The following is a 22,650-nucleotide window of genomic DNA, read 5'->3' on the forward strand; positions in this document are numbered from 1 at the left end:
TTGTATATTTCGCACTCAGGTTGTCAAAAGTCAAAAGTCAAAAGTCCAAGCTAGCCTTTGACCCTGTACTCTTGACTGTGGACAGATATGAGGCAAGAATAGTTGATTTAGGCGCGTATCAGCTTAGTAGCGTAAGGCAGAAGTCAAAAGTCAAAAGTCGAAAAAACCGTATTCCGGGCTTTTACACCATTTGAAATGGTATGTTTATCTTGGCTTACAAAGACTGACTGAGAATTGGGGTGCAGCCAATGAGGAAAATAATTAGGCAAATTTTGGGAATCACGAAAGATGAGAACTTCATGCACGCTATTGAACATATAGAAGTGCTGGTTTCTAAAGTTCTATCTATTTTTATGGTAGTAGTAATTTTAGTGGCGATCGCTGATTTAGCAATTTTCATTATTAAGGAAGTATTTACTACACCCTACGGCTCAATTAACACAACACTATTTAAAGTCTTTGGTTTATTTTTAAATATCCTCATTGCTTTAGAAATTTTAGAAAATATTACAGCTTATCTCAAGAGACACGTTTTCCAGGTTGAGTTAGTAATTGTTACTTCTTTGATCGCTGTAGCTAGAAAAATTATTATTCTTGATTTAGAAAAAGTGAAAGGGATTGATATTATTGGCTTGGGCGTGGCAATTTTAGCTCTGTCAATTAGTTATTTAATCATTCGTTTTAGTAATTCCAACAACAGACATTAACTTGTTTTAAATATATTTTAAAATACTCCATTTTTTGTTATCATTCTAATTTAATAGAAGCAATTTTGGTATTGAAATTATAATTTCAATCGCTCATTTATGGCAGAATTCTTTGAATTTGAATCAGATTTTGTTGATTCCCTGCGCTGCATACCTATGCAGGTGCGCTATAAACTTGATACCTGCGGCATTAAGCTAAAATTAGCTGACTGGAACCAGATGACTCAAGCCGAAAGAGAGGCTTTAGTTGAATTACCTTGCACGACAGCAGCAGAAATTCAATCTTACCAAGAATATATCCAACATTTAATTATCAATCGAACTGGTACACCACCTGGAAATTTACCGATTGACTCTAAGCCAGCTTGGCTAGACTCTAGCAGCATACCAGATAGCATTGAAGATAAAGCTCAAGAAATAGGCGTGACTTTAACTTTGTCACAGTGGGTAAATTTAACGCCCTTACAACGTTTTGCTTTAATTAAACTCAGCCGTTCAGGACATGAAAACAAAAATTTTCCCAAGGCGATCGCCGAGTTTAATATAAGTAGAATAGGGTAGGTAATTAAAGGTTTGTAGTGAGGAATTTAGTTTTCTCTGCGAGACGCTCCGCGAACAAAAAAAGACTAAAGTCCTTACTACTAACTCAATCCCATTGTTTTTACATGATTTAACATAGTTAGTTTTTTTTAGTCGTTTTCTTAGTTTAATTGGTAATTGGTAAAAGGTGTCGGGTACTAAATTTGAGCATCCCGAAGTAGCTACAGTCTAGTCAAACTTATATACGGGCTTTGAAAAATAAAACCCCGTTTATTCAACGGGGTTTTATCTGTGGCAATTTTGTAGTGCTGCCACTGTATGAAATTTTTAAGGCACAGCAATTATCTTGATTCAAATAAAATTTTATGGCATATATCAAGGTATCTTTTATATCTTTATAAAGATATGAATATCTATCAATCGGCTGAGTTTTAAGGATTTGATCAAGGGGAAAAGATGTTGTAGGTATCTTTTCCCTTTGCTTTTATCACTTTGCTTTTAAGTTATACCAATTCACAAAATATTTAAGACAGTCGCTACGTTGGTTGATACGCATCTGTTGCATTTTTTTCGGGAAATGGTATTAGTTTACTTTTGGCGATCGCACTAGCGAGACTTACTAGTCTTGGAACCGCCTGCTGATTGGGCTTCTTGAATTAACTGCGGCAGATGTTGCTCTATTTTTTGAGATGTTTGCTCTTCCTGCTGCAAGTTTTGCCGTAACAGTTGTACGACTTGATCTTGTCCCATCTGTTCGGCGGCTCGAATTAAACCACGGTAACAGGCAATTTCTAGCTGTTCCACTTTGGCTTGACCACCAGCTAGCCCTAGATTAAGAATTTGTTGATTTTCAGAAGCTAGGAGCATTAACTTTTGACCATCACTGACAAGACCAGCAGCAGCATCACAAGTAACCCGCCTTGGTTGCTGTCCCAAAGCGTTGAACACCTGTTCTAGATTGCGAATTTGCTGTTCTGTTTCGCGGATGTGAGTTTCAATCAAAGACCTGAGTTGACTATTTTGGCAACACTGCAACATTGTCTGTTGGGCTTCCCAGAAGCGATGTTCCGCGTCATACATAGCACCAACTTCGTAGATAAACTTTTCTTGGAAGTTGTTGATTCTGGCAGTTCCTGGACGTTCGCTTAGTTGAACCATTGTTCTTCTCCTGAACTTCGGTTGACCCCTCTAAACTACGTTTGTCCCTCAAGGCTTCTCGTCTTACCTAAGACACAACAGACGTTAAATACTGTTAATTCTCAATGCTAAGACAGATACAAAAAACTCTAAGAAGGCGGAAAACACTCTACTCTCATTCCTGAACTCCCGACCAAGCCACATGAGACATCAGGTAAAGTAAAGATACATTAAGAATGCGCTGAGAATTAAATGACTGTTTCACAATTGCAGGAAATTTCTGCTCAGTTAGAAAGTCCAGATTTGCGCGATCGCATGGTAGCTCTTGCTAATTTGCGAAATATAGCTGCTGAGGATGCTGTACCTTTAATTAAAAAGGTATTGGACGACGAATCTTTACAGCTGCGATCGATGGCAATCTTTGCTCTAGGCATCAAACAAACAGCAGAATGTTACCCAATCTTGGCAACCATTCTCCAAAATGACCCAGATTATGGCATTCGCGCTGATGCGGCTGGCGCATTGGGATACTTGGGTGATATTAGAGCCTTTGAAGTGCTGTCACGAGCATTTTACGAAGACACAGACTGGTTAGTCCGTTTTAGTGCGGCAGTTTCTCTTGGTAATCTCAAAGACCCACGCGCCCATGAAGTCTTGATGCAGGCGTTAGATAGCAAAGAAGGAGTCATCCAGCAAGCTGCTATCTCTGCCTTAGGTGAAATACAAGATATTGAGTCGGTTGATAGTATCCTGCGCTTTGCTCAGTCAGATGATTGGTTGGTGCGCCAACGTCTGGCAGAATCCTTGGGTAATCTTCCCACTCCCAAGAGTGTATCAGCTTTAAAATACTTAGAAAAAGACAGTCATCCTAATGTTGCCGAAGCTGCGAGGATTGGTCTAAAAAGACTTGAGGAAATGGGTAATCAAGCTTAATATCACGTCCCATACTAGCTTTTAATAATAATAAGTGGGATTTTTAAATTAAGACTCAGGGAATTTAATTCATGAATATTGAAGAATTTTTTGAATTGAGTGCAGGTAAATGGTTTTCTCATCGTACCAGTCATCATTTAGCTTTTAAGCAATCGGAAGATGGCAAGTCTGATCTGGTAATTGAGTCACTAGCCGCAGATCATCCAGAAGTCATCAAGTTGTGCGAATTGTACGAAGTTCCTGCTAGTGCTGCTTCATGCGGTGCGAGGGTTAGCTGGAACGGTACTATGGAATGGGATGAAGAAAAACATACTGGATCTACAGTGTTAGCTACTGTACCAGATGTGGATAATCCCAACGAAGGTAGATTACTGCGGGAAATGGGTTATGCCGAGAAAGCCCCTGTAGCTGGACGTTACAAGATGGGCGACGATGGCGCTTTGACTCTGACGACAGAGTACGAAACCATGTGGTCAGAAGAACGCTTATGGTTTGCTAGCCCTAATTTACGGATGCGCGTCAGTGTCTTAAAGCGTTTTGGGGGCTTTAGTATGGCTTCCTTTACTTCTGAGATTCGGATGGGCGGAAGTCCGGCTGCGGCGAAAGCTGAGGAAGCGGCTAATTCTGCATCAAGTTAAAAGGAGGCAGGAGATGGGGAGTGGTAAGGCTTGTGAAACTTCCTTCATCATGGCTCCTCCTGCCTCCTGCCCCCTTAAATCAGGCTAATTATGCAGGCCTCCCTGGAACAAATTTCACGAATTATTGTGTTTGTGGGTATAGAAACCTCAGACAAGGAAAGTTTGCAACCTTACACTCAGGTGCAAGGCTACAAGAAAGGAGAGATTATTCTCCATGAAGGCGATCGCCTGGCTGCTAAGTTATATGCTGTAGTTAGTGGCTCCATTCAAGTCACCAAAACAGCAACCACAGGAAAAGAAACTATTTTACGGGGACTGAATGCTGGGGAAATGTTCGCCGCCCCTGCATTGTTAGGAGATAGCATTGCGCCTGCAACTGTGACTGCTGAATCTGATTGCGAAATTCTCACTGTCCAACGGGATGCTTTATTACAAGCCATCCAAAGTAATCCAGAAATTGCTTTACGAATGTTGATGGTGTTTAATACTCGGATTCAGCAACTACATGAAACAGTTCATGGGTTAGTTTCGGAAAGGGCAATTGTTCGCCTAGCTAGGTTAATCCAATATTTCGCCACGGAATCGGGAACTGAACCAAGTCCACAAGGTCAAATTTTAAAAATCAAGTTATCTTACTATCGGATGGCTCGCAGCATTGGTATTACTTATGAAGAATGCGTGCGGTTAATTAAAACACTCAATTCAGTTGTTGCCTATAGTCGAGGCGGCAAAATCATTATATTGGATGCCGAGAAATTGAATGCGATCGCCTACGGTGGGGCGCAGCCCATCGCGTCGGGGAATATCGAAGAGATTTGACAGTCTTTAGGAGGCTGCTAAAGCTCCTAAGTTTAATTTATCTTGTTCACGAGCCGCGACAACTAAAACTAAACACAGCGCTGCAACAGCTTTTTGCCATTCTTGCCTGATTTGCTCGTCTTCCACACCTGCGAACACCCCCACTAAGGGAGGAACAGAAGCTTCTAACGCTGGACGCGGGACGGGACGGTGTAATTCAACTAAATGAGTGAGACTTTCCTGGTTATTCACAAAACCCACGACCCATTTTGTTGTATGGTCTGGACTATCAGGAACCCGCTTGACTCCTAACTCATTTTTCAACCAGTTGTAAAAAGGTGGGAGTTCTTTAGCTAAAACTGCTCCTGCTGTGGGTAATGTCTCTCTGAGTAAAACGATATCTAAACTATTTAGTTCTTGTTGCAATTTGGGTGAATTGAGAACCTCATGCAGCGATTTCGAGAGGATAACTTCTAATTGAATAGAGGTAATATCTAAGTGTTGAGTGAAGGTAGAAAATAAGGACGACATTGTACAAAAACCCCAAAAATTATTGATTATTTATCTGTAGATTTTTCAGAAAGTGTGAGCAGAAAAGCTAGATTTTCTTCAGACTTTAGAGCATGAGGCGCATTAGCAGGAATCAAGATAAAAACACCAGGAATGAGAGTAATATCTTGACCTGATAAATTCAGGAGTCCTTTACCTTCTAAAACATGAATGGCGGCGTTGCGAGTGGAAGTATGCTCAGAAATCTCTGTTGTAGCTGCCAGACAAAACAGAGTATATTGGCAGGCTGTATCTTGAAATATGACTTGGCTTTTAATTCCCGAACGGGGATATTCAACTTGTTCTTGTAGTTGGATAACAAGAGATTCGTGAGTTATTTTTTGGTTAGTCATGGTTGATAAACTCTGATGATTGTGTGACATTTATTGTGCTATCAATTATGCTCTTCAGCTACAGCATAGAGAATGATATAGCCTAACTCGTGGCGGTATTTGTTAAAGATATGGCGCATTGCTAAAACTCTTTCGCGGATGGATTTATGCGTCAAAACATTAACTAAAATCTGGATGGTTGGGAAAATACCTTCATCTTGAAACATCCGCCATAAGTTCAATAAATTCATCGAGCCGATTTGATGTTTCTCTACTTTTAATCCTGCTGTTTCACAAGCTGCAATCCAGTTAGCTTCTGACAGTGGTGTAGAATTTACCCGAATTACTCTGGCTAAATCAGCACGGATTTGTTCTTCTTTGTCATTAGCTAATAATTCATGGGAGAGAAACTTCCCCCCTGCTTTGAGTCGGTTGTAAATTCCAGCTAAAAGTTTAGCTTTCCCTGATGGGGATTGCATTGTGAGAATGGCTTCAGCTAAAACATAATCAAACTTTCCTGGTATTGCATCCAGATGAAAAATATCGCCTTCGATAATTTCAATTTGATTTTCTAAACCAGCCACGCGGACATTTTCACGCGCCAGAACTACGCTCTCAGGATTTTTTTCTACTCCGACTACTTTCACACCATAGCGTTGAGCAAGGGATATTGCACTGTATCCAAAGCTAGAAGCTAACTCTAAAACTGTTTCGTTAGGCTGAAAATTCGCCCACTGACATAATTGTTCTGTAGCTATGCGTCCACCGGGACGCAGATATTTTTTACCGACTGCTGCGAGAACTTCATGTCCAGAAGCGTTTTGGAAATTGAGGGTTGTGTTGGTCATCTCTTTGACCCTCTGAATTTGTGATACCCTCAATTTGCCAGAAATTTATGATGGTGTCTTTGAGGTAGCTCAAAGAAGGAGATAAAATAAGGTAAAATCATCAAAAAACTCGCAGAACTATAAATGGACTGGATTACGCTACTGCGATCGCTACAGTCTGATTTTATTAAAAGGTTATCATCTGGTTGTCTGCTGCATTGCGAAATCGAAGGTCAATATAGTGAGTTAACGGTTATCTCTGGCGAAAGATTAAAAACCCTACGAGACTTTTGCTGGCTGATGGCTGAAAAATATAAGCGGGTTTCGCCAGTTCGTGATGTTTTTATCAGCTACCTCAAGGGTAAATTGGGGGAGGAAGTTGTTAAAGAACGTTTAGCTGATTTGATTACCGAAGTAGATTATGAAAAGCGACTTGGTGGCGACGGTAAGATAGATTTTACTTTAACTGCTAACCCTGCAATTGGCATTGAAGTTAAATCTCGTCATGGCAACATTGATAGAGTGAGATGGTCAGTTAGTGCCGAAGAAGTGGAAAAAAATGCAGTTGTAGTTTGCATTTTTATTAAAGAAGATGTTAACGAAGCACAATCATCATATCATCTGTTATTAGCAGGCTTTTTGCCTACTCAAATGATTAAATTAAAGACAGGTAATATCTCATTTGGAATAGAGCAGTTACTTTACGGTGGCGGCTTATGGGGTTATTTGGAACAGTTGCAAGCTTCCGCAAATTACCATCAGTTCCAGCAATCTCCGCCAATTTATCAATACAAACCCCAGCCAGAATTATTATCTAAGATCAATCAAACTCAATCAATCAAACCAGCTTTATTTACTGGTATCAAAAATATTCTACCCTATAGACAACAAGAAGCGATAAATATAGATTATATCAAAATTGGTGATGAGTGCTTTGCTCAGGGAGAATATACCGCATCTATTAAAAATTATAGCCAAGCTTTACAAGCAAGTAGTGATAATTGTGAATTATACTATAAACGAGGTTTAAGCTATTATCAATTGGGTGATTATGAGGCGGCGATCGCCGATTATTCTCAAGCCATAAATATCAACCTTCACGATGCTAAATCCTATCATAAACGTGGGTTAGCTTTATCACAACTAGCAGCTTATGAAGCGGCAATCGATGATTATAATCAAGCAATTAGAATTAATCCCCATGCTGCTTCTATTTATAAAAACCGAGCAGAAGCACGCTCTCATCTAGGAGATAATCAAGGAGCGATTGAAGATTATACCCAAGCGATCAAGATTAATCCCCAATATGCAGATACATATAAAAATAGAGGCATATCTCGTTATTTATTAGCAACACAACCAGGATTTACCCAAGCAATTAAGATTAATCCCAATGATGCTAATGCTTACAAAAATCGTGGTAATGCGCGTGCTGATATTGGTGATTATCTAGGAGCGATTGAAGATTATAATCAGGCAATCCAAATTAATCCCAAGGCGGCTGATGCTTATTATAACCGTGGTAACGCCCGTTATGATTTAGGGGATGAAGAAGGAGCGATCGCTGATTACACCCAAGCAATCCAAATTAATCCCAGCTATGCTGATGCTTATTATAACCGTGGTAATGTGCGTGCAGGCATCAAAGATAAACAAGGAGCGATCGCTGACTTTCAAAAAGCGGCAGATATATATCGTAAAGAAGGTAAATTAGCAGAACTCAAAGATACAACAGAAAGAGTTGTAGAATTGGAAATAGAAGAATCAATTGATATTTTAAATTTTTAAATTCAAAATATCAGCCAGTAAAATGAGTGATAAGCTAATGCGCGTCTAAATTGCATAACTACTAACAAGCTGTTAACTGTTAACAGTCAACGGTTAACAGTCAACAGCTATATCAGTTACCCATTAAATTACGTCAACTTAATTCCCCTGATTGAATAATCTAACAACTCCATCGGGTGCATAACACCCATTTTCTTACCTTGCAATTCTAAATGTTTAGTAATTTGCAAAGCACAGCCAGGATTAGGAGAAGCAATCAATTCAGCACCAGTATTCAATAAATTTGTGACTTTTTGCTTGCCTAATTCTTCAGCAACTTCCGGTTGCAACATATTATAAACACCAGCACTACCACAACACAAAGCTGCATCTAATGGTTCTTTAATTTGCACCCCTGGTATTTGTTTTAATATCTGACGAGGTTGCACACTAATTTTTTGTCCATGTAATAAATGACAAGCATCTTGATAAACCAAATTCAAAGGTTTATCTTTCAATGGTGAAAGTTTAGCGGTTAATCCTACAGTAGCTAAAAACTCTTGTGCATCTTTAACTTTAGCAGCGAAATTTTTGGCTTTCTCTCGATATTCGGCATCATCTTCTAATATATGACCATATTCTTTTAAAGTATGACCACACCCAGCCGCATTGATAATCACATAATCAACATCAGTATCAGCAAAGCTATCAATCATCTGTTTAGCTAAAGCTTTGGCTTGTTCTGTTTGTCCTTGGTGTTCGGGAAGTGCTGCACAACAACCTTGAGATTTAGGAATAACCACTTCACAACCATTCGCGGTTAAAACCCGTACCGTTGCTTCATTAACTGGGGAGAAAAATAACCGTTGTACGCATCCTAAAATCATGCCGACTCGATAGCGTTTCTTACCCTGTGCAGGAATAATAGTTGGTAGATTGTCTTGGAAAGTTTTGATAGTAATTTTTGGCAGAATCGATTCCATTGCTGCCAATCTTGGAGATATTTTTTTGAGTAAGCCTGTAGCACGAATAACTTGGGAAATTCCCGACTTTTGATAAAAGAATAGGGGGATTAATAGAATGCGTAAAATATCTGGGTTGGGGAATAAAGAAAATATTAATTGACGTACTAACTTATCAGATAAAGTCCGAGGATAATTACGTTCTACTTGATGGCGAGTTGCAGAAATTAACTTGTCATACTGCACACCAGAAGGGCAGGTTGACACACAAGCAAGACAACCTAAACAAGAGTCGAAATGCTCTACTGTAGCTGTATTCAGAGCAATTTCCCCCTCATTGATGGCATCCATTAAATAGATGCGTCCTCTAGGAGAATCCATTTCCTTCCCAATCACCCGATAACTAGGACAAGTGGAAAGACAAAAACCACAATGTACACAACTATCAATTAATTTTGGGTCTGGTGGATGGCTAGCATCAAATCCTTTTAAATTCTTTATACTGGCGGTATTATTAGTAGAATTTTCTGAAACCTGCATCTTCTTCTGTTCCCCTGTATATCTTTGGTGAGTAGCTTAAATCCCACCTACAAACCGACCCGGACTTAAGATATTCTTACTATCAAACTGTTCTTTAATGCGTTTCATCAATGGTAAAGCATTGCCAGTGTATCCCCATACATCTATTTGTTGTTTTACTGGTACAGGGGCTTGCAGAACTGTTAAAAAACCCTGGTGAGATTGACAAAGCGATCGCACTGGCGAAACTTGATTCTTATCCTCAACTTGTAACACACCTAAACCGCTACCAATGTGAATTAAACCAATTTTTACTTGATGTAAAATCTCCACAGCAGCATTAGGTAACACTCCTATTTTGCAGGTAATTGCAGATTCTGTGACGGGAGAATGTATTTGTTCTTGCAATCTCTCCCATAGATGACTCTCATCTGCACCAGAAACAACTACTCCTGTTAAACCTAATTTTTCCCCTACTTCTAACAACCGATTTGATTGTTCCTGCACACTTTCACTAATACTTTGAAAACGGGCAATCAATCCTAGACCCTGACCTAATTCTAGACTAGATACTAATTGAGTAGAGATTAAATCAGCTTGGGTGGGGGTTAATGCTGAACCGCGCAAGGTTGTAGCTGCTTCAGATATTGCCTCTGCTGCACCAGTCAAGACTACTGTTCCCGATGTCTCCTGAATCGGATACACGCGAAAAGTTACTTGAGTAATAATTCCTAATGTACCGTATGAGCCAGTAAATAACTTCATCAAGTCATAACCAGCCACGTTTTTGACCACCCTTCCCCCAGCTTTGGCGATTTGACCATCAGCACGTACAAAGGTGATGCCTAAAAGCTGGTCGCGCACGCTGCCATAACGTTGTCGGAGGGAGTTGGTATCAGCTGTGGCGACAATACCCCCGATTGTGGCTGATGCTGGTGTGGAGGGGTCAAGGGCGAGAAATTGCCGAGCATCTGCCAAAATCTTCTGGAGATGGGAAAATTTCATTCCCGCTTCGACTGTGACAGTCAAATCACCAACGGCGTGTTCAATGAGTCGATTGAGGCGTTCTGTACTCACTACCACATCAACATCTTTTGCTAAACCACCCCAACGAAGTTTACTCCCACAACCACAAGGTAGAACGCGCCAGTTATTACTGTAAGCTGTGGCGATAACTGCGGCTAGTTGTTCTTGGCTTTGGGGATAGACAACACAACTGGGGAGATTTCCACCAGCAATTGCTTGACTAAGTTCGAGATTTTTTTCCTGGTAAACGGTGTTTTCTTCACCTACGATAGATGCAAAAGTAGTAGCGTAGACGCTTGGCGGCTTGTCGTTAGACATCACGGTCATCAGTTTATTTTTGAGTCCCTACATCCCATTGTCTGTGATGATGACACAAAATAGCCCACAGCAGTTACCAAAAGCGCGGCTGATGTGTGCTATTCGATCAAACCAATTCGCAATTCGCAATAAAAACACATAAGCATATTGCTAAGACTGCATATTACGTCTGCGATATTCAATTCGCACTTGCTTAACATCAACTTGCTCAGACTCTAAAAATACAAGTTGTTCTATTGGTTGTAATCCCAAATTTTCCAATTGTTTGAGTTCCGATTCTGATAATGGCCAAGGCGGGCCAGAGGGTTCAGCTTCCGTTTCCCGCACACGATTAATTAATAAAAGTGTCCCATCAGGAGCAACAACAGAGGCAATTGAGGTGATAACTTCAGCGCGGATATTTAATGGTAAAGCTTGAATATTACGACATTCAAAAACAAAGTCAAAGGCAAGATGCCATTGTGGGGGGATCGCTAATAAATCAGCAACTATATAGTTTACATTTGAATTGGGGAATCTTTGACCACACCAAGCGATCGCTGTAGGCGAAATATCAAAGGCAGTTACCGCAAATCCCAGTTTGGCTAAAGCTTCTGCATCATCTCCCAAGCCACAACCAATTACTAAGGCTTTTTGTCCAGATGGGAATGGTTGATGATTTGTCAACCATTCTTGTAGATAAGGGTGAGGGGTTAATTTTGCCCAAGGAATTTGTGTTGTATCTCCTTGAGCTTCAGCATATAAAACTTCAAACCATGCCGATGGTGCTGATTTTTGTATGGCTTCGTTCGCTAACTGTTTAACATGAAGTTGTAAACTTGCTTTTTGTTGCTCTAGCATAAAAACTGATGGGATTTTCACTTATGTTCAAATAAAAAGCGATCGCTCTCTATTAACTACTAACAGATATAAGCGATCGCTGTGAAACTTACCTTGGTAGAAATGCTACCCAAGTCCCCCGACATCTGGGTGAAAGTAAAAAGCGAATCCTAATACTGTATAGGCGGCTAAAAGTAAAGTGCCTTCTAACCAATTGGACTTACCATCAGAACTGATGCTGTTGGCAATGAGTACAGATACGACTACAGCCACTAGTTCAAAGGGCTGGAAATCCAAATCCATAGGCTGACCTAGTATCCAGCCAGCAATGACTAACACCGGGGCGACAAATAAGGCAATCTGCATACTGGAACCCACCGCCACGGAAACGGAGAGATCCATTTTATCTTTCATGGCGACGGTGACGGCTGTGGCGTGTTCGGCGGCGTTACCCACGATGGGAACGAGTATCACCCCGGTAAATAATGCGGTTAAACCTAATTGGGAGGTGGCGACTTCCAACGCATCAACTAGCAATTCCGATTCCACCGCTACCAGTAGGGTACAGACTAGCAGCACACCAGACCATAAGAGAATATTTGGCTTCGGGTGAGGATTTTCCTCTGTTTCTATTTCTGCCACACCCACATCATATAAATAGGCGTGGGTTTTCATGGAAAATATCAGGGTGAGGATGTAAACCAAAATCAAGACTACAGCCACCGCTACAGATAAATATTGCAGGGTTTCTTCCCCAATTCCCTGGGCGGTGTAGTTCATCGCTGTGGGGAGCAAAATGGCAATGACAGCCAAATTCATCGCTGAGGCGTTGACCCTGGCCACAATTGGCTGAAAGGTCTGTTCTTTGTGGCGTAGTCCACCCAACAGCATGGAAAGACCCATCACCAGCAATAAGTTACCGATAATTGAGCCAGTGATGCTGGCTTTGACAACATTCACCAACCCAGCGTTTAAGGCCACTAAAGCGATGATTAATTCTGTAGCGTTACCAAAGGTAGCGTTTAACAAGCCTCCTAAGGTCGGCCCGACAACTACAGCGATTTCTTCGGTTGCTGCACCCATCCAGGCAGCTAAGGGCAGAATTGCCAAGCCTGCTGTGATAAAAACAATCAGGTCTCCCCACTCTAAATAGTGTGCTGCCAAGGAAACGGGGATAAATAGCAATAGGACGAGAAAAACAATATTTTTGCCTGACATTTGTTACTTTTAGTTGAGTGATTACTCACAGTTGCCTGTGATAAATCAAAATGTATAAAGAGTTGACAATCAGACTCTAGGATACTCTCAACTGTGAACAAAATAGCTCAGAAATTATACTGTCCATACCAGAGAATGAGATTTGTAACTGATAATTGCAATTTATAAAGCATTTGCAATCTTTCGTTGCAAAACTATTAGATGGAGGCGAAATTTTACACCCGAAATTCGGTTTAATATATTAAAAGACAATTAAATTTTTCGATTGGCATTGCCAAGAAAAAAATTCTTAACTAAATACCCAGTTGAACAAACAATCCGACAGGTTGATTCCCACAACCCAGATATAGGAACTAATTACCAATCAAAATCTAAAATTCAAAATCTAAAATGGTACAAGGCGTTGTTCAATTGCTGATATTTTTGTTACCTTGATCAAACAGCTTGACGATAACGCAGATTTATTACCATAGTGAGACAGTTTTTTTCGGAATTAAGCTGTATCCTGTATCCATTAGTTTTCTCTATACCGGATTTTGGGTGCAAATCGTTGTAGAAGGATTTGACTCAAGTACCTCCGGCATACGTATAAGTTTTTTGAGTTGGAATAAATATACATGACATCTGCTGAAATGCCGGCTAACCCTGGCTCAATATCAACATCCCATATAACCAACAAAGATACGCACCACAGCGATCCCAGGAATCAAGCTGTAGGTGTGTATGTGACGGTGCATGGTCACTTTTACCAGCCACCGCGCGAAAACCCTTATCTAGACTCAATTGAGCGCCAACCCAGCGCTGCGCCTTTCCACGATTGGAATGAGCGCATCCACTGGGAATGTTACCGTCCCAATGCTTTTGCCAGGGTGTTGAATGACCAAGGCGAAGTGACGGGGATCGTCAATAATTACGAATATATGAGCTTTAACATCGGCCCCACGCTGATGTCATGGCTAGAACGGTATGATGTCGAGGTTTATCAACGGATTTTGGAGGCGGACGCAAAAAGCTGCCAACGTCTGCAAGGTCATGGGAATGCGATCGCGCAAGTATATAATCACATCATCATGCCCTTGGCGAACGAACGGGATAAACGCACCCAAATTCGCTGGGGTAAAGAAGACTTCCGCACCCGCTTTGGCCGTGATCCCGAAGGAATGTGGTTGGCAGAAACAGCAGTAGATTACGCAACCTTAGAAGCTTTAGTGGCTGAAGGTATTCGGTTTATTGTCTTAGCACCATCCCAAGCGCAAAGATGTCGTCCTTTCCCCACAGAAAATGATCCCCAACCAGAATGGTATGAAGTTGGTGGTAATCAAATTGATCCCACCCGTCCTTATCGTTGCTATCTGAAATCTAGACTTAGCAATAAATCCTCTGTTTTAAGTTCAGTAAAAGATAGGGCAATTGCAGACACCAATCCTCAATCTCTGCAAGATTTACCTTATATAGATATCTTCTTCTACGATGGCCCCATATCACGGGACATGGGCTTTAGTGATGTTGTCTATAACTCTCACCACTTTGCCGGACGTATTGGTTCAGCAGTGCGCGGGGATCATCGTCAATCACAACTGATTTCTGTTGGTACAGATGGGGAAACCTTCGGACACCACAAAAAAGGCACAGAAAAAACTCTCGCCTATGCCTTTATCAAGGAGTTTCCTAGTCAAGGTTGGACTGTAACCAACTTTGCCCATTACCTCAGCTTATGTTCTCCTACCTGGGAAGTAGAAATCAAGCCAGTAACAGCTTGGAGTTGCGCCCACGGCGTAGATAGATGGCAAGAAGATTGTGGTTGCGGCGGTGAAGGTGGTATTTGGCATCAAAAATGGCGGCGGCCGTTGCGGAATGCCTTAAATTGGCTGCGGGATCAGTTAATTGAGGTGTTTGAGGAATATGGTAATCAATTATTCCGTGATCCCTGGCAAGCACGAGATGAGTATATTCAAGTCATCCGCGATCGCTCTCCTGCCAATATTAGCCGTTTTCTCTCACGCCATCAAACCCACAAACTCACCGCCGCCGAACAAGTAGACGCTTTGCGCTTATTAGAAATGCAGCGTCACACTTTATTCATGTTCACCAGTTGCGGTTGGTTTTTTGAAGAACTTTCTCGCCCCGAAGGAACCCAGATTCTGCGTTACGCCGCCCGCGCTTTGGAACTGGGGGGAGATGTGGCTGGTGTGCAGTTGGAAAAAGGCTTCCTCAAACGTTTGGGTTTAGCTCCTAGTAATGTGGAGTCGTTTAAACATGGTGGTGAAGTTTACCGCCAACTTGTACAAACTGCCCAGATTAGTTTTAAACAAGTAGCCGCCCATTACGCCATTTCTTCCCTGTTCAACAATCACAAACAGGTAGAAACCCTGCATACTAAGTCTCTACCTGGGACAAAACAACCCCATCCTCACCAAAAACGGGTTTATTGCTACACCGTCAATGAGATAGATTACCAACTGCAACGCATGGGATCATTAACCCTAGCAGTCGGTAACTTAAAACTCGTGTCGGAGATTACCTGGGAAAGCGAAAATTTAGTCTTTGCTGTCCTGCATTTAGGCGGTTGGGATTTCCATTCCTGCATTCAACTATTTACCGGACGACGTGATTACAGCCAATTGAAAGAAAAGCTGTTTACATCACTGCAACAGGCTAGCGCCGCCCAAACTATTTTGGCGATGACGCAGGTATTTGGTGATGAAACCTTCAACTTGCAAAATCTGTTTGCGGAAGAACGCCATCGGATCATGCGCTTATTGAGTCAAGAAACCCTGACAAGGTTAGACCAGTTATATACTCAGGCATACCGGGATAATTATGGTGTGTTGATGGCATTTCACCGCGATGAACTAGCCGTACCGCAAGAATTACAAGTGGCGGCGGAGATTGCTTTGGGTTATCGCTGTATGACAACATTGCGATCGCTAGACCAAGATATTACAGAACCCCAACTGAGTTGGAATCACATAGTAGAATTAGAAGCGATCGTCACTGAAGCTAAACATCTGCGTTGCCAATTAAATATTCCGGAAGGTAAGCAGATGTTAGAACAGCTCATTCTGCGCTTGCTCTGGAGATTACTGCATGATACCAATGGCAGTTTTGCCATAGAGATGCAATGCTTAGAACGGTTAATTAACGTTAGCTATCAGCTAAATATTGGCATTTCCTTACATCAGTCTCAAGAACTGTACTTTAGTTGTCTACAAAATCAAATACTACCTTTGTGTTTGACTACCCTTGCTGATAAAGAAGAAACGAGTCAATGTCTACAATTGCTGAAATTGGGACAGAAGTTGGCAGTTGATGTCAGTGCAATTCTGAATCAATTCAAGTAGTAAAATGGGTTAACTAAAGATCCCTGACTTCTTAAAGAAGTCGGGGATCTTATTCTCAAAACTAATGCACATTCGGACGATCTTCGCAATGGTAAGGATAAAGCCATTCACACTTAAAAAGTCCGCCGGATTTTTGCTCAAAAAATGTCCCAGCATGACGACTCTTGGATATATTTATGCCTGCTTTTGTTTTAATTTCATATAACCAAGGAAAAGCTGCTACTAAAACGGCGACAATAGCAACAGAATGAAAAGCTTTGGTTTTAAAGTTGTGAAATTTACGGGAGTTGCTGTTACGGTTTAGAGGCATAATTCTATAACTGACAGTTAATCCAAGCTCCATGTTAGCTCAAATTTCAAAATGTCGCCGGAAGCGTGAATCAAGTTTGTCAGTCTTGCATCGGTTGCAGTCAAAACATAAAGTATGCAGATTACTTATATCATTTTGACCACCACGAGCCAAAGGGATAATATGGTCAATAGTTAAGTTAGTTTCTAAACCCGTTTTACCACAACTTTGACATTGAAACTTATCTCGTTGAAATACATATTGTCTAACTTCTGGTGGTATACGAATCCGAGGAGTTTTGCTCATGATGTTTCCTCATTAATCATGCGGCGTAAATCATCGAGAGGGGATTCAGTTTCACTAATTTCTGAATGCACGTTGTTATCCGTTTCTGATTCTTCTTCAATGTAAAACTCAACACTAATATTAAACTTTACTTTCCCTTTTTTCCAACCTTGTGAACCAATATTTAATATCTGACAATACAGACCTTCATTAAACCAAATTTTAGAATATGGCTGTTGTATAATTATTCCATTCGCATTAAATTGCTGCTGTAATTCACACGCTAAATCAGAACGATTCGCTTTATGAAAAGCTTCTAAAAATTTAGAAATTTTGTAAGTATAATCTCCAATTTCCAAAACATCATTATCATTACATTCTGCTTGTTTAAATCTATCTTCCATCTCAACCTCAACTTAAAAAACTCTCTTCCTCTCTCTTATTTGCGTCTCTACGCCTCTGCGTGAGACAATAAAAACCTAGTTGACAAAAAGTGAATTATAAATTCCCTAAAATCAAGATATGGTGTGCATTACCCACCCTACAGATACTGAAGTTCATGATGTTTCCTCATCAATCATCCGGCGTAAATCATCAAGAGGGGATTCTGATTCATGAGTGGGCGGTTCATCAGGAATAAATTCTAGAGTCACTTTGATTCTTAAGCGCCCCTTTTGCCAGCCTTTAGTTGCAGGCTTTAACACTTCACAATCTACACCTTCATCAAACCATTTATGAGTATATCTATAAAATTTATTGCCAACCAAATAGCCACCGGGATCTATAGATATTCCATAGGAATTTAATAAAATATATAATTCTTCTGATAATTTACTGCGGAAGGCTTTTTTGATTGCTTCCTTGATATGAAAAATTTTAAACACTTTATCTTTAACAGACAAAGCATCATCATTACTACAATTACTGAGGTCAAAATTTTCTTCCATCACAGAATTGGTAATAAATTTGGTGAATTTCTTATCAGGAATTATATATTAAGTAAGAATATTGCAAGTTAGATTGAACCTATGGCTTGAGATAAGTAGTGTGAAAAAAATCTCCAACCACATAATACATCGTTACAGAGAATGGCGCATTAGGTGAAAACCATAACACACCAATCCCTTTCAAAGCAAACAAGTAAACAAGTAAGAAGCGATCGCTGAAAATATTACTACCTTCGAGTGTTAGGCATGGTAGGTAAGTTAACATTCTCACCATTAAATAATCCTTTGACTTTCTTGTTCGGATAGGTTTTGTAATTCCATTGCAAATTAGCGATCGCTGCTTCCCGTTTCCAACCTGGCTCAAATCCTACACGCACGCCATCCCAGAACAACTCGTAACCTATTTTCTGACCATCTAATACGCCTTCAACCCGTTTATTTGGATAGGTTTTGTGATTCAATTGCAAATTGGCGATCGCCGCTTCCCGGTTCCAACTTGGCTCAAATCCTACACGCACGCCATCCCAGAACAACTCATAACCTATTTTCTGACCGTTGAAATAGCCTTCTATTTTCCTCTTAGGATAGGTCTTTTTAGTCAATTCTAAATGAGCGATCGCCTCAGCGCGCGTTACCTTCTCTATCTTGCCAACGAACACATCATCCAAAAATAACTGGTATCCCTGGGAATTCAGGTGACTTTCATCAGGTAACATTGCGCGACTGGGGAATTTCAGGGTAATAGGTTCTGTTCGACACGTTCCCGAATTGCAGAGTTTAATCGCCCCTTGTAATTGTATTAGTCTTGAGTTTGAGAGGCATCCTTCAACCCGAACCCTACCCTTTGGTGTATCCATTGCGCCAAAAACTGGACAACTTGGTTCGCTTGCAGATCCAATGGAGACTTTTTGACTAGTCAACGACCCAGAGCGAGTGTAGAGATGATAATGAGTTACATCTGCTTCCACACAGATATTCACATCCATCGCAGAGATGCACTGTAGGAAATCGGATTCGGCTTTTGCAGGCTGTGTCGATGAGAAAGTTACTAAGGGAAAACTGAGGCTAAAGAGGGTAAGAACTGACAGTAAGTATTTGCGGCGAGACTGAGAATTTTGTGTAGTAAACATAATTAAAGCTCCTGTATAAATACTTCGATGTTTTCTGTTGGCTGTTGAGCAAACTGATTACCGACAAAAACTATAGCGGTTTGCAATTGAGTCAAATATAGACCTAACCCCCAGCCCCTTAAGGGGAATAAAACCCCTTGTAGGAGAGAAGTCCAAGTGTATTGCATACAAACGGTAAGTGCTATATATCCCTTTGTAGGGGGAGTTTTTTGTTGGAAGTAACTCAATCAAGCCTTCACAGAATTACACGTTGTACTTTTTAGGTTTATGCACTTCTTGTTTTAATCAAACTAAGTGTAGGGTGCGTCAGATGTGGAAAATTCCCGAATTTGTACGAAATTATTGCGTCTGACGCACCCTAATATTGTGCCAATTGCGTAAGTCCTGAAAACCTCAGATGGATGATGCTATCACTGGTGTTTCTGGCGTAGCGGGAATGATGCCCTGTACCGTCAACACTGAACAGGGAGCGTGATGCAAAACATAATTACTAACGCTACCGAGGAAAAATTCACTCAAGCCATGTAAACCCCGACGACCTAAAACAATTAGATCGGCGTTCCAACCACGGGCAATTTCACAAATTAAGCGACTAGGATCACCTAATTCTTGGGTAAAATCAGCTGTTACACCTTTAGCGATCGCTTGATTAGTTAACAAGGTCAAAAAATCTATACCCTCTTGCTTGAGAGCGTTCCACTTTCCTATGTAATACTCAACACTATGAATTTGGGAGGTTCCATAAAAACTTTGTGTTTCCATCGCTCCAGCCGTCAAGTAATCTTCATCGAAAGGTGAGATAACGTGTAACAACAATAATTCGGCGTTAGTTGCTGTTGCTAATGATAAACCTCTCTCAAATACTTGCTTACCCATTTCAGTATTTTCAACAGCAACCAAAATTTTTTTAAACATATTAGTTAGTTGTCAGTTGTTAGTTGTCAGTTGAGACTGAGTGTCAGGTTTTTAAACATTTACACCCTCACACCCCTATACCCCTACACCCCTACACTTTTTTCCCCTCTGCGGCGGCGATTTCCAGCAGCGTCTTGAGGACTGAATCGGGGTTGAGGCTGATGGAATCAATTCCTTGTTCGACGAGGAAGCGGGCAAAGTCTGGGTAATCGCTTGGCGCTTGACCACAGATACCAATTTTACGTCCATGTTGTTTAACTGTGGCGATCGCTTTAGCAATCATGCGCTTAACGGCTTCGTCCCGTTCATCAAATAAATGGGCAACTAACTCCGAATCTCTGTCTAACCCCAGTGTTAACTGTGTGAGGTCATTGGAACCGATGGAGAAACCATCAAATACTTGACTAAATTCGTCTGCTAGCTGCACGTTACTGGGTAGTTCACACATAACGTAAACTTGTAAGCCGTTTTCACCTTGCACCAAGCCATGTTTTGCCATTTCGTCCAACACGCGCCGTCCTTCATTGGGAGTGCGGCAGAAGGGAACCATTAAAATGACGTTGGTTAAACCCATCTCTTCCCGTACTCGTTTCATTGCCTGACACTCTAGGGCAAAACCTTCACGGTAGCGGGGGTCATAGTAGCGAGAAGCACCACGCCAGCCAATCATCGGGTTTTCTTCTTTGGGTTCAAACTGTTTACCACCTAAAAGATTGGCGTATTCGTTGCTTTTGAAGTCAGAGAGACGGACAATAACGGGTTTGGGATAAAAAGCAGCTGCGATGGTGGCAATTCCTTGAGCTAGTTTATCCACAAAGAATAGGGTTTTATCCTCGTATTGAGCCGTTAACTCAGCAATTTTGTATTTAGCTAGTTCGTCTTCTAACTCATCAAAGTGAATCAATGCTAAGGGGTGTGCTTTGATGTGGTTGTTAATAATAAATTCCATCCTTGCCAATCCCACCCCATCATTAGGAATACTAGTTAAGCCAAAAGCTTCTTCGGGATTGCCCACATTCATCATAATTTGGGTGTGTGTGCAAGGTAGTTTCTCCAAAGGAATTTCTTGGACTTCGTAGGGTAACAAACCTGAATAGACTTTCCCTGTTTCCCCTTCCGCACAACTAACAGTAATTTCTTGCCCAGTTTTTAAAACAGTAGTCGCATTACCACAACCGACGATCGCCGGTATTCCCATTTCCCTAGCAATAATCGCCGCATGACAAGTTCTACCACCAGAGTTAGTCACAATGGCGCTAGCACGTTTCATAATTGGTTCCCAATCAGGGTCAGTACGATTAGTTACCAGCACTTCCCCCGCTTGAAACTGGCTAATTTGATGCACATCCAAAATCACTCTGGCTTTACCTTGTCCAATCATTTCCCCGACACTGCGACCGGTAATAAGAGGAATTAGGGGTTGGGGATTAGGGATTAGGGATGGGGATAACCTGTAATTCCGCAAGACATTGTTCACCTTTTGCGACTGCACGGTTTCCGGCCGTGCTTGGACGATGAACAATTCATTAGTCAAGCCATCTTTAGCCCATTCAATATCCATTGGTGTGTAAACACCACGCACTTGGGAATAGTGTTCTTCAATGATGCAGCCCCAATGTGCTAGTTGCAGAATATCTTCATCGTTGAGGGCGAAGACGCTGCGTTCTGATGGTGTCACAGAGATGTTTTTAGTCAATTTTGAGCCACCTAAGTCATAAATCATCTTAATTTCTTTAGTACCCAGGCGTTTTTCAATAATTGAACGGTAACCCTGTTTCAGGGTTGGTTTAAATACTAAATATTCATCGGGGTTAACTGCACCTTGGACAACGTTTTCCCCTAAACCATAGGCGGCGGTAATCAAAACTGCATCTTTGAAACCTGTTTCGGTATCAATAGAGAACATGACACCAGAAGTAGCCAAATCAGAACGTACCATTTTCTGCACGCCGACTGATAAGGCTATGTTGAAGTGATCAAAGCCTTTGATTTGGCGATAAGAGATGGCGCGGTCAGTGAAAATTGAGGCAAAACATTTATGGCAAGATTCCAGAACAGCTTGCAAACCGTGGACATTTAAATAGGTTTCTTGTTGACCGGCAAAGCTAGCATCCGGTAAGTCTTCAGCTGTGGCGCTAGAACGGACAGCAACATCAGTATCATCACCATACTCTTGACAGAGAGTGGCATAAGCTTGGGCGATCGCTGTTTGTAATTCCTGCGGAAAAGGAGTTTGCAGCATCAGCAACCTTGCTTGTTTACCACGCTGCCGCAAATTCTGCACATCCTCTACATCTAAATCAGCAAAAATTTCTCTTAATTTTGCTTCCAAACCTGCGGAAGTAATGAAATATCTATAAGCATGAGCAGTTGTCGCAAACCCAGTGGGAACTTTTACACCTTTGCGCCGCAACTGTTGAATCATTTCACCTAAAGAAGCGTTCTTTCCTCCTACTAAAGGGATATCTGCAATTCCCACTTGGTTCAAAGGTAAAACTAGAGCTTGTTCTTTAAAGACTGAATCAGATGTGTGTGGATCTATTATTATTTCTACCATGATTGATTTTCCTATAACTCAAAGAGGTACTTAATAGATGTGTAGTCAAGTTATCTGTCTTTAAGCTTCACACTTATGTTTATAGGGAGTTATTTT

The 22,650-nt window shown here is 41.1% G+C and carries 22 protein-coding genes; 7 read left to right on the plus strand and 15 right to left on the minus strand.

Annotated features, from left to right (window positions below):
• The first annotated feature begins 248 nt into the window (after positions 1 to 248).
• Together ACN222_RS03040 and ACN222_RS03045 are read left to right on the plus strand one after the other, a co-directional pair.
• Complete coding sequence (locus tag ACN222_RS03040; RefSeq protein WP_044520679.1) at positions 249 to 707, plus strand: phosphate-starvation-inducible PsiE family protein; 459 nt, start codon at positions 249 to 251, stop codon at positions 705 to 707.
• Positions 708 to 806: 99 nt separating this feature from the next.
• Positions 807 to 1,268 (plus strand): nitrate reductase associated protein, encoded by a 462-nt coding sequence (locus ACN222_RS03045; RefSeq protein WP_010994790.1) that lies wholly within the window; start codon positions 807 to 809, stop codon positions 1,266 to 1,268.
• 585 nt (positions 1,269 to 1,853) lie between these two features.
• Here the strand turns inward: ACN222_RS03045 and ACN222_RS03050 are convergent.
• Positions 1,854 to 2,405 carry a ferritin-like domain-containing protein gene (locus tag ACN222_RS03050; protein ID WP_010994791.1) on the minus strand — a complete coding sequence of 184 codons (552 nt, stop codon included), beginning with the start codon at positions 2,403 to 2,405 and terminating at the stop codon, positions 1,854 to 1,856.
• Between the two features lie 231 nt (positions 2,406 to 2,636).
• Between ACN222_RS03050 and ACN222_RS03055 the strand changes: the two genes are divergently transcribed.
• The 3 genes from ACN222_RS03055 (at position 2,637) to ACN222_RS03065 (ending at position 4,774) form a co-directional block, all read left to right on the plus strand.
• Positions 2,637 to 3,317 (plus strand): HEAT repeat domain-containing protein, encoded by a 681-nt coding sequence (locus tag ACN222_RS03055; protein WP_010994792.1) that lies wholly within the window; start codon positions 2,637 to 2,639, stop codon positions 3,315 to 3,317.
• 71 nt (positions 3,318 to 3,388) lie between these two features.
• Entirely contained in the window at positions 3,389 to 3,955 is a 567-nt protein-coding gene (locus ACN222_RS03060; protein ID WP_010994793.1) for a phycobiliprotein lyase, read from the plus strand.
• Between the two features lie 90 nt (positions 3,956 to 4,045).
• The gene (locus ACN222_RS03065; RefSeq protein WP_010994794.1) at positions 4,046 to 4,774 is read left to right on the plus strand and encodes a Crp/Fnr family transcriptional regulator; all 729 of its coding nucleotides are present in this window, start codon (positions 4,046 to 4,048) and stop codon (positions 4,772 to 4,774) included.
• Between the two features lie 6 nt (positions 4,775 to 4,780).
• Here the strand turns inward: ACN222_RS03065 and ACN222_RS03070 are convergent, their stop codons facing one another.
• Genes ACN222_RS03070 through ACN222_RS03080 form a run of 3 tightly spaced genes read right to left on the minus strand, consistent with a single transcriptional unit; the run spans position 4,781 to position 6,482 of the window.
• Positions 4,781 to 5,284, minus strand: a complete 504-nt coding sequence (locus tag ACN222_RS03070) for a hypothetical protein (protein WP_010994795.1) — start codon at positions 5,282 to 5,284, stop codon at positions 4,781 to 4,783.
• Positions 5,285 to 5,310: 26 nt separating this feature from the next.
• Positions 5,311 to 5,655 (minus strand): cupin domain-containing protein, encoded by a 345-nt coding sequence (locus tag ACN222_RS03075; protein ID WP_044522723.1) that lies wholly within the window; start codon positions 5,653 to 5,655, stop codon positions 5,311 to 5,313.
• Positions 5,656 to 5,696: 41 nt separating this feature from the next.
• Positions 5,697 to 6,482, minus strand: coding sequence for an SAM-dependent methyltransferase (locus ACN222_RS03080; RefSeq protein ID WP_010994797.1), 786 nt, complete (start codon positions 6,480 to 6,482; stop codon positions 5,697 to 5,699).
• Between the two features lie 123 nt (positions 6,483 to 6,605).
• Between ACN222_RS03080 and ACN222_RS03085 the strand changes: the two genes are divergently transcribed.
• Entirely contained in the window at positions 6,606 to 8,249 is a 1,644-nt protein-coding gene (locus ACN222_RS03085; protein ID WP_010994798.1) for a tetratricopeptide repeat protein, read from the plus strand.
• A 128-nt stretch (positions 8,250 to 8,377) separates the two neighbouring features.
• On the opposite strand, the gene ACN222_RS03090 is transcribed toward ACN222_RS03085, so the two are convergent.
• From ACN222_RS03090 to cax, 4 genes are all read right to left on the minus strand, one after another.
• On the minus strand, positions 8,378 to 9,730 hold the full coding sequence (locus tag ACN222_RS03090; RefSeq protein ID WP_010994799.1) for a (Fe-S)-binding protein: 1,353 nt from the start codon (positions 9,728 to 9,730) through the stop codon (positions 8,378 to 8,380).
• 36 nt (positions 9,731 to 9,766) lie between these two features.
• Positions 9,767 to 11,062, minus strand: coding sequence for an FAD-binding oxidoreductase (locus ACN222_RS03095; RefSeq protein WP_010994800.1), 1,296 nt, complete (start codon positions 11,060 to 11,062; stop codon positions 9,767 to 9,769).
• A 141-nt stretch (positions 11,063 to 11,203) separates the two neighbouring features.
• Positions 11,204 to 11,893: a class I SAM-dependent methyltransferase gene (locus tag ACN222_RS03100; RefSeq protein WP_044520681.1), complete on the minus strand. Its 690-nt coding sequence runs from the start codon at positions 11,891 to 11,893 to the stop codon at positions 11,204 to 11,206.
• 105 nt (positions 11,894 to 11,998) lie between these two features.
• Complete coding sequence (gene cax, locus ACN222_RS03105; RefSeq protein ID WP_010994802.1) at positions 11,999 to 13,090, minus strand: calcium/proton exchanger; 1,092 nt, start codon at positions 13,088 to 13,090, stop codon at positions 11,999 to 12,001.
• A gap of 617 nt (positions 13,091 to 13,707) precedes the next feature.
• Between cax and ACN222_RS03110 the strand changes: the two genes are divergently transcribed.
• A complete protein-coding gene (locus tag ACN222_RS03110; RefSeq protein WP_010994803.1) occupies positions 13,708 to 16,431 on the plus strand; it encodes a DUF3536 domain-containing protein in 2,724 nt (907 codons plus the stop codon).
• A gap of 61 nt (positions 16,432 to 16,492) precedes the next feature.
• On the opposite strand, the gene ACN222_RS03115 is transcribed toward ACN222_RS03110, so the two are convergent.
• The 7 genes from ACN222_RS03115 to ppsA all read right to left on the minus strand — a co-directional run bounded on the left by ACN222_RS03115 (position 16,493) and on the right by ppsA (position 22,554).
• Positions 16,493 to 16,741 (minus strand): hypothetical protein, encoded by a 249-nt coding sequence (locus ACN222_RS03115; protein WP_044522726.1) that lies wholly within the window; start codon positions 16,739 to 16,741, stop codon positions 16,493 to 16,495.
• 39 nt (positions 16,742 to 16,780) lie between these two features.
• Positions 16,781 to 17,026 (minus strand): HNH endonuclease, encoded by a 246-nt coding sequence (locus ACN222_RS03120; RefSeq protein WP_010994805.1) that lies wholly within the window; start codon positions 17,024 to 17,026, stop codon positions 16,781 to 16,783.
• Positions 17,023 to 17,409, minus strand: a complete 387-nt coding sequence (locus ACN222_RS03125; RefSeq protein ID WP_010994806.1) for a KGK domain-containing protein — start codon at positions 17,407 to 17,409, stop codon at positions 17,023 to 17,025. The genes ACN222_RS03120 and ACN222_RS03125 overlap by 4 nt, the downstream gene beginning before the upstream one ends.
• Positions 17,410 to 17,562: 153 nt before the next feature.
• Positions 17,563 to 17,952 (minus strand): KGK domain-containing protein, encoded by a 390-nt coding sequence (locus tag ACN222_RS03130; protein WP_044520683.1) that lies wholly within the window; start codon positions 17,950 to 17,952, stop codon positions 17,563 to 17,565.
• Positions 17,953 to 18,179: 227 nt separating this feature from the next.
• Positions 18,180 to 19,082 (minus strand): hypothetical protein, encoded by a 903-nt coding sequence (locus ACN222_RS03135; RefSeq protein ID WP_010994808.1) that lies wholly within the window; start codon positions 19,080 to 19,082, stop codon positions 18,180 to 18,182.
• A gap of 393 nt (positions 19,083 to 19,475) precedes the next feature.
• Positions 19,476 to 19,997 carry a universal stress protein gene (locus ACN222_RS03140; RefSeq protein ID WP_010994810.1) on the minus strand — a complete coding sequence of 174 codons (522 nt, stop codon included), beginning with the start codon at positions 19,995 to 19,997 and terminating at the stop codon, positions 19,476 to 19,478.
• 91 nt (positions 19,998 to 20,088) lie between these two features.
• Complete coding sequence (gene ppsA / locus ACN222_RS03145) at positions 20,089 to 22,554, minus strand: phosphoenolpyruvate synthase (RefSeq protein WP_010994811.1); 2,466 nt, start codon at positions 22,552 to 22,554, stop codon at positions 20,089 to 20,091.
• Between the last annotated feature and the right edge of the window lie 96 nt (positions 22,555 to 22,650).

Source organism: Anabaena sp. FACHB-595 (assembly GCF_048568275.1).
In the GTDB taxonomy this organism is placed as follows: domain Bacteria; phylum Cyanobacteriota; class Cyanobacteriia; order Cyanobacteriales; family Nostocaceae; genus Trichormus.

What these genes read in the sequence shown, in the direction of transcription:
- ACN222_RS03040 (WP_044520679.1), top strand. Translation starts at nt 249, where the DNA reads ATGAGGAAAATAATTAGGCAAATTTTGGGAATCACGAAAGATGAGAAC.
- ACN222_RS03045 (WP_010994790.1), top strand. Translation starts at nt 807, where the DNA reads ATGGCAGAATTCTTTGAATTTGAATCAGATTTTGTTGATTCCCTGCGC.
- ACN222_RS03050 (WP_010994791.1), bottom strand. Translation starts at nt 2,405, where the DNA reads ATGGTTCAACTAAGCGAACGTCCAGGAACTGCCAGAATCAACAACTTC.
- ACN222_RS03055 (WP_010994792.1), top strand. Translation starts at nt 2,637, where the DNA reads ATGACTGTTTCACAATTGCAGGAAATTTCTGCTCAGTTAGAAAGTCCA.
- ACN222_RS03060 (WP_010994793.1), top strand. Translation starts at nt 3,389, where the DNA reads ATGAATATTGAAGAATTTTTTGAATTGAGTGCAGGTAAATGGTTTTCT.
- ACN222_RS03065 (WP_010994794.1), top strand. Translation starts at nt 4,046, where the DNA reads ATGCAGGCCTCCCTGGAACAAATTTCACGAATTATTGTGTTTGTGGGT.
- ACN222_RS03070 (WP_010994795.1), bottom strand. Translation starts at nt 5,284, where the DNA reads ATGTCGTCCTTATTTTCTACCTTCACTCAACACTTAGATATTACCTCT.
- ACN222_RS03075 (WP_044522723.1), bottom strand. Translation starts at nt 5,655, where the DNA reads ATGACTAACCAAAAAATAACTCACGAATCTCTTGTTATCCAACTACAA.
- ACN222_RS03080 (WP_010994797.1), bottom strand. Translation starts at nt 6,482, where the DNA reads ATGACCAACACAACCCTCAATTTCCAAAACGCTTCTGGACATGAAGTT.
- ACN222_RS03085 (WP_010994798.1), top strand. Translation starts at nt 6,606, where the DNA reads ATGGACTGGATTACGCTACTGCGATCGCTACAGTCTGATTTTATTAAA.
- ACN222_RS03090 (WP_010994799.1), bottom strand. Translation starts at nt 9,730, where the DNA reads ATGCAGGTTTCAGAAAATTCTACTAATAATACCGCCAGTATAAAGAAT.
- ACN222_RS03095 (WP_010994800.1), bottom strand. Translation starts at nt 11,062, where the DNA reads ATGACCGTGATGTCTAACGACAAGCCGCCAAGCGTCTACGCTACTACT.
- ACN222_RS03100 (WP_044520681.1), bottom strand. Translation starts at nt 11,893, where the DNA reads ATGCTAGAGCAACAAAAAGCAAGTTTACAACTTCATGTTAAACAGTTA.
- cax (WP_010994802.1), bottom strand. Translation starts at nt 13,090, where the DNA reads ATGTCAGGCAAAAATATTGTTTTTCTCGTCCTATTGCTATTTATCCCC.
- ACN222_RS03110 (WP_010994803.1), top strand. Translation starts at nt 13,708, where the DNA reads ATGACATCTGCTGAAATGCCGGCTAACCCTGGCTCAATATCAACATCC.
- ACN222_RS03115 (WP_044522726.1), bottom strand. Translation starts at nt 16,741, where the DNA reads ATGCCTCTAAACCGTAACAGCAACTCCCGTAAATTTCACAACTTTAAA.
- ACN222_RS03120 (WP_010994805.1), bottom strand. Translation starts at nt 17,026, where the DNA reads ATGAGCAAAACTCCTCGGATTCGTATACCACCAGAAGTTAGACAATAT.
- ACN222_RS03125 (WP_010994806.1), bottom strand. Translation starts at nt 17,409, where the DNA reads ATGGAAGATAGATTTAAACAAGCAGAATGTAATGATAATGATGTTTTG.
- ACN222_RS03130 (WP_044520683.1), bottom strand. Translation starts at nt 17,952, where the DNA reads ATGGAAGAAAATTTTGACCTCAGTAATTGTAGTAATGATGATGCTTTG.
- ACN222_RS03135 (WP_010994808.1), bottom strand. Translation starts at nt 19,082, where the DNA reads ATGTTTACTACACAAAATTCTCAGTCTCGCCGCAAATACTTACTGTCA.
- ACN222_RS03140 (WP_010994810.1), bottom strand. Translation starts at nt 19,997, where the DNA reads ATGTTTAAAAAAATTTTGGTTGCTGTTGAAAATACTGAAATGGGTAAG.
- ppsA (WP_010994811.1), bottom strand. Translation starts at nt 22,554, where the DNA reads ATGGTAGAAATAATAATAGATCCACACACATCTGATTCAGTCTTTAAA.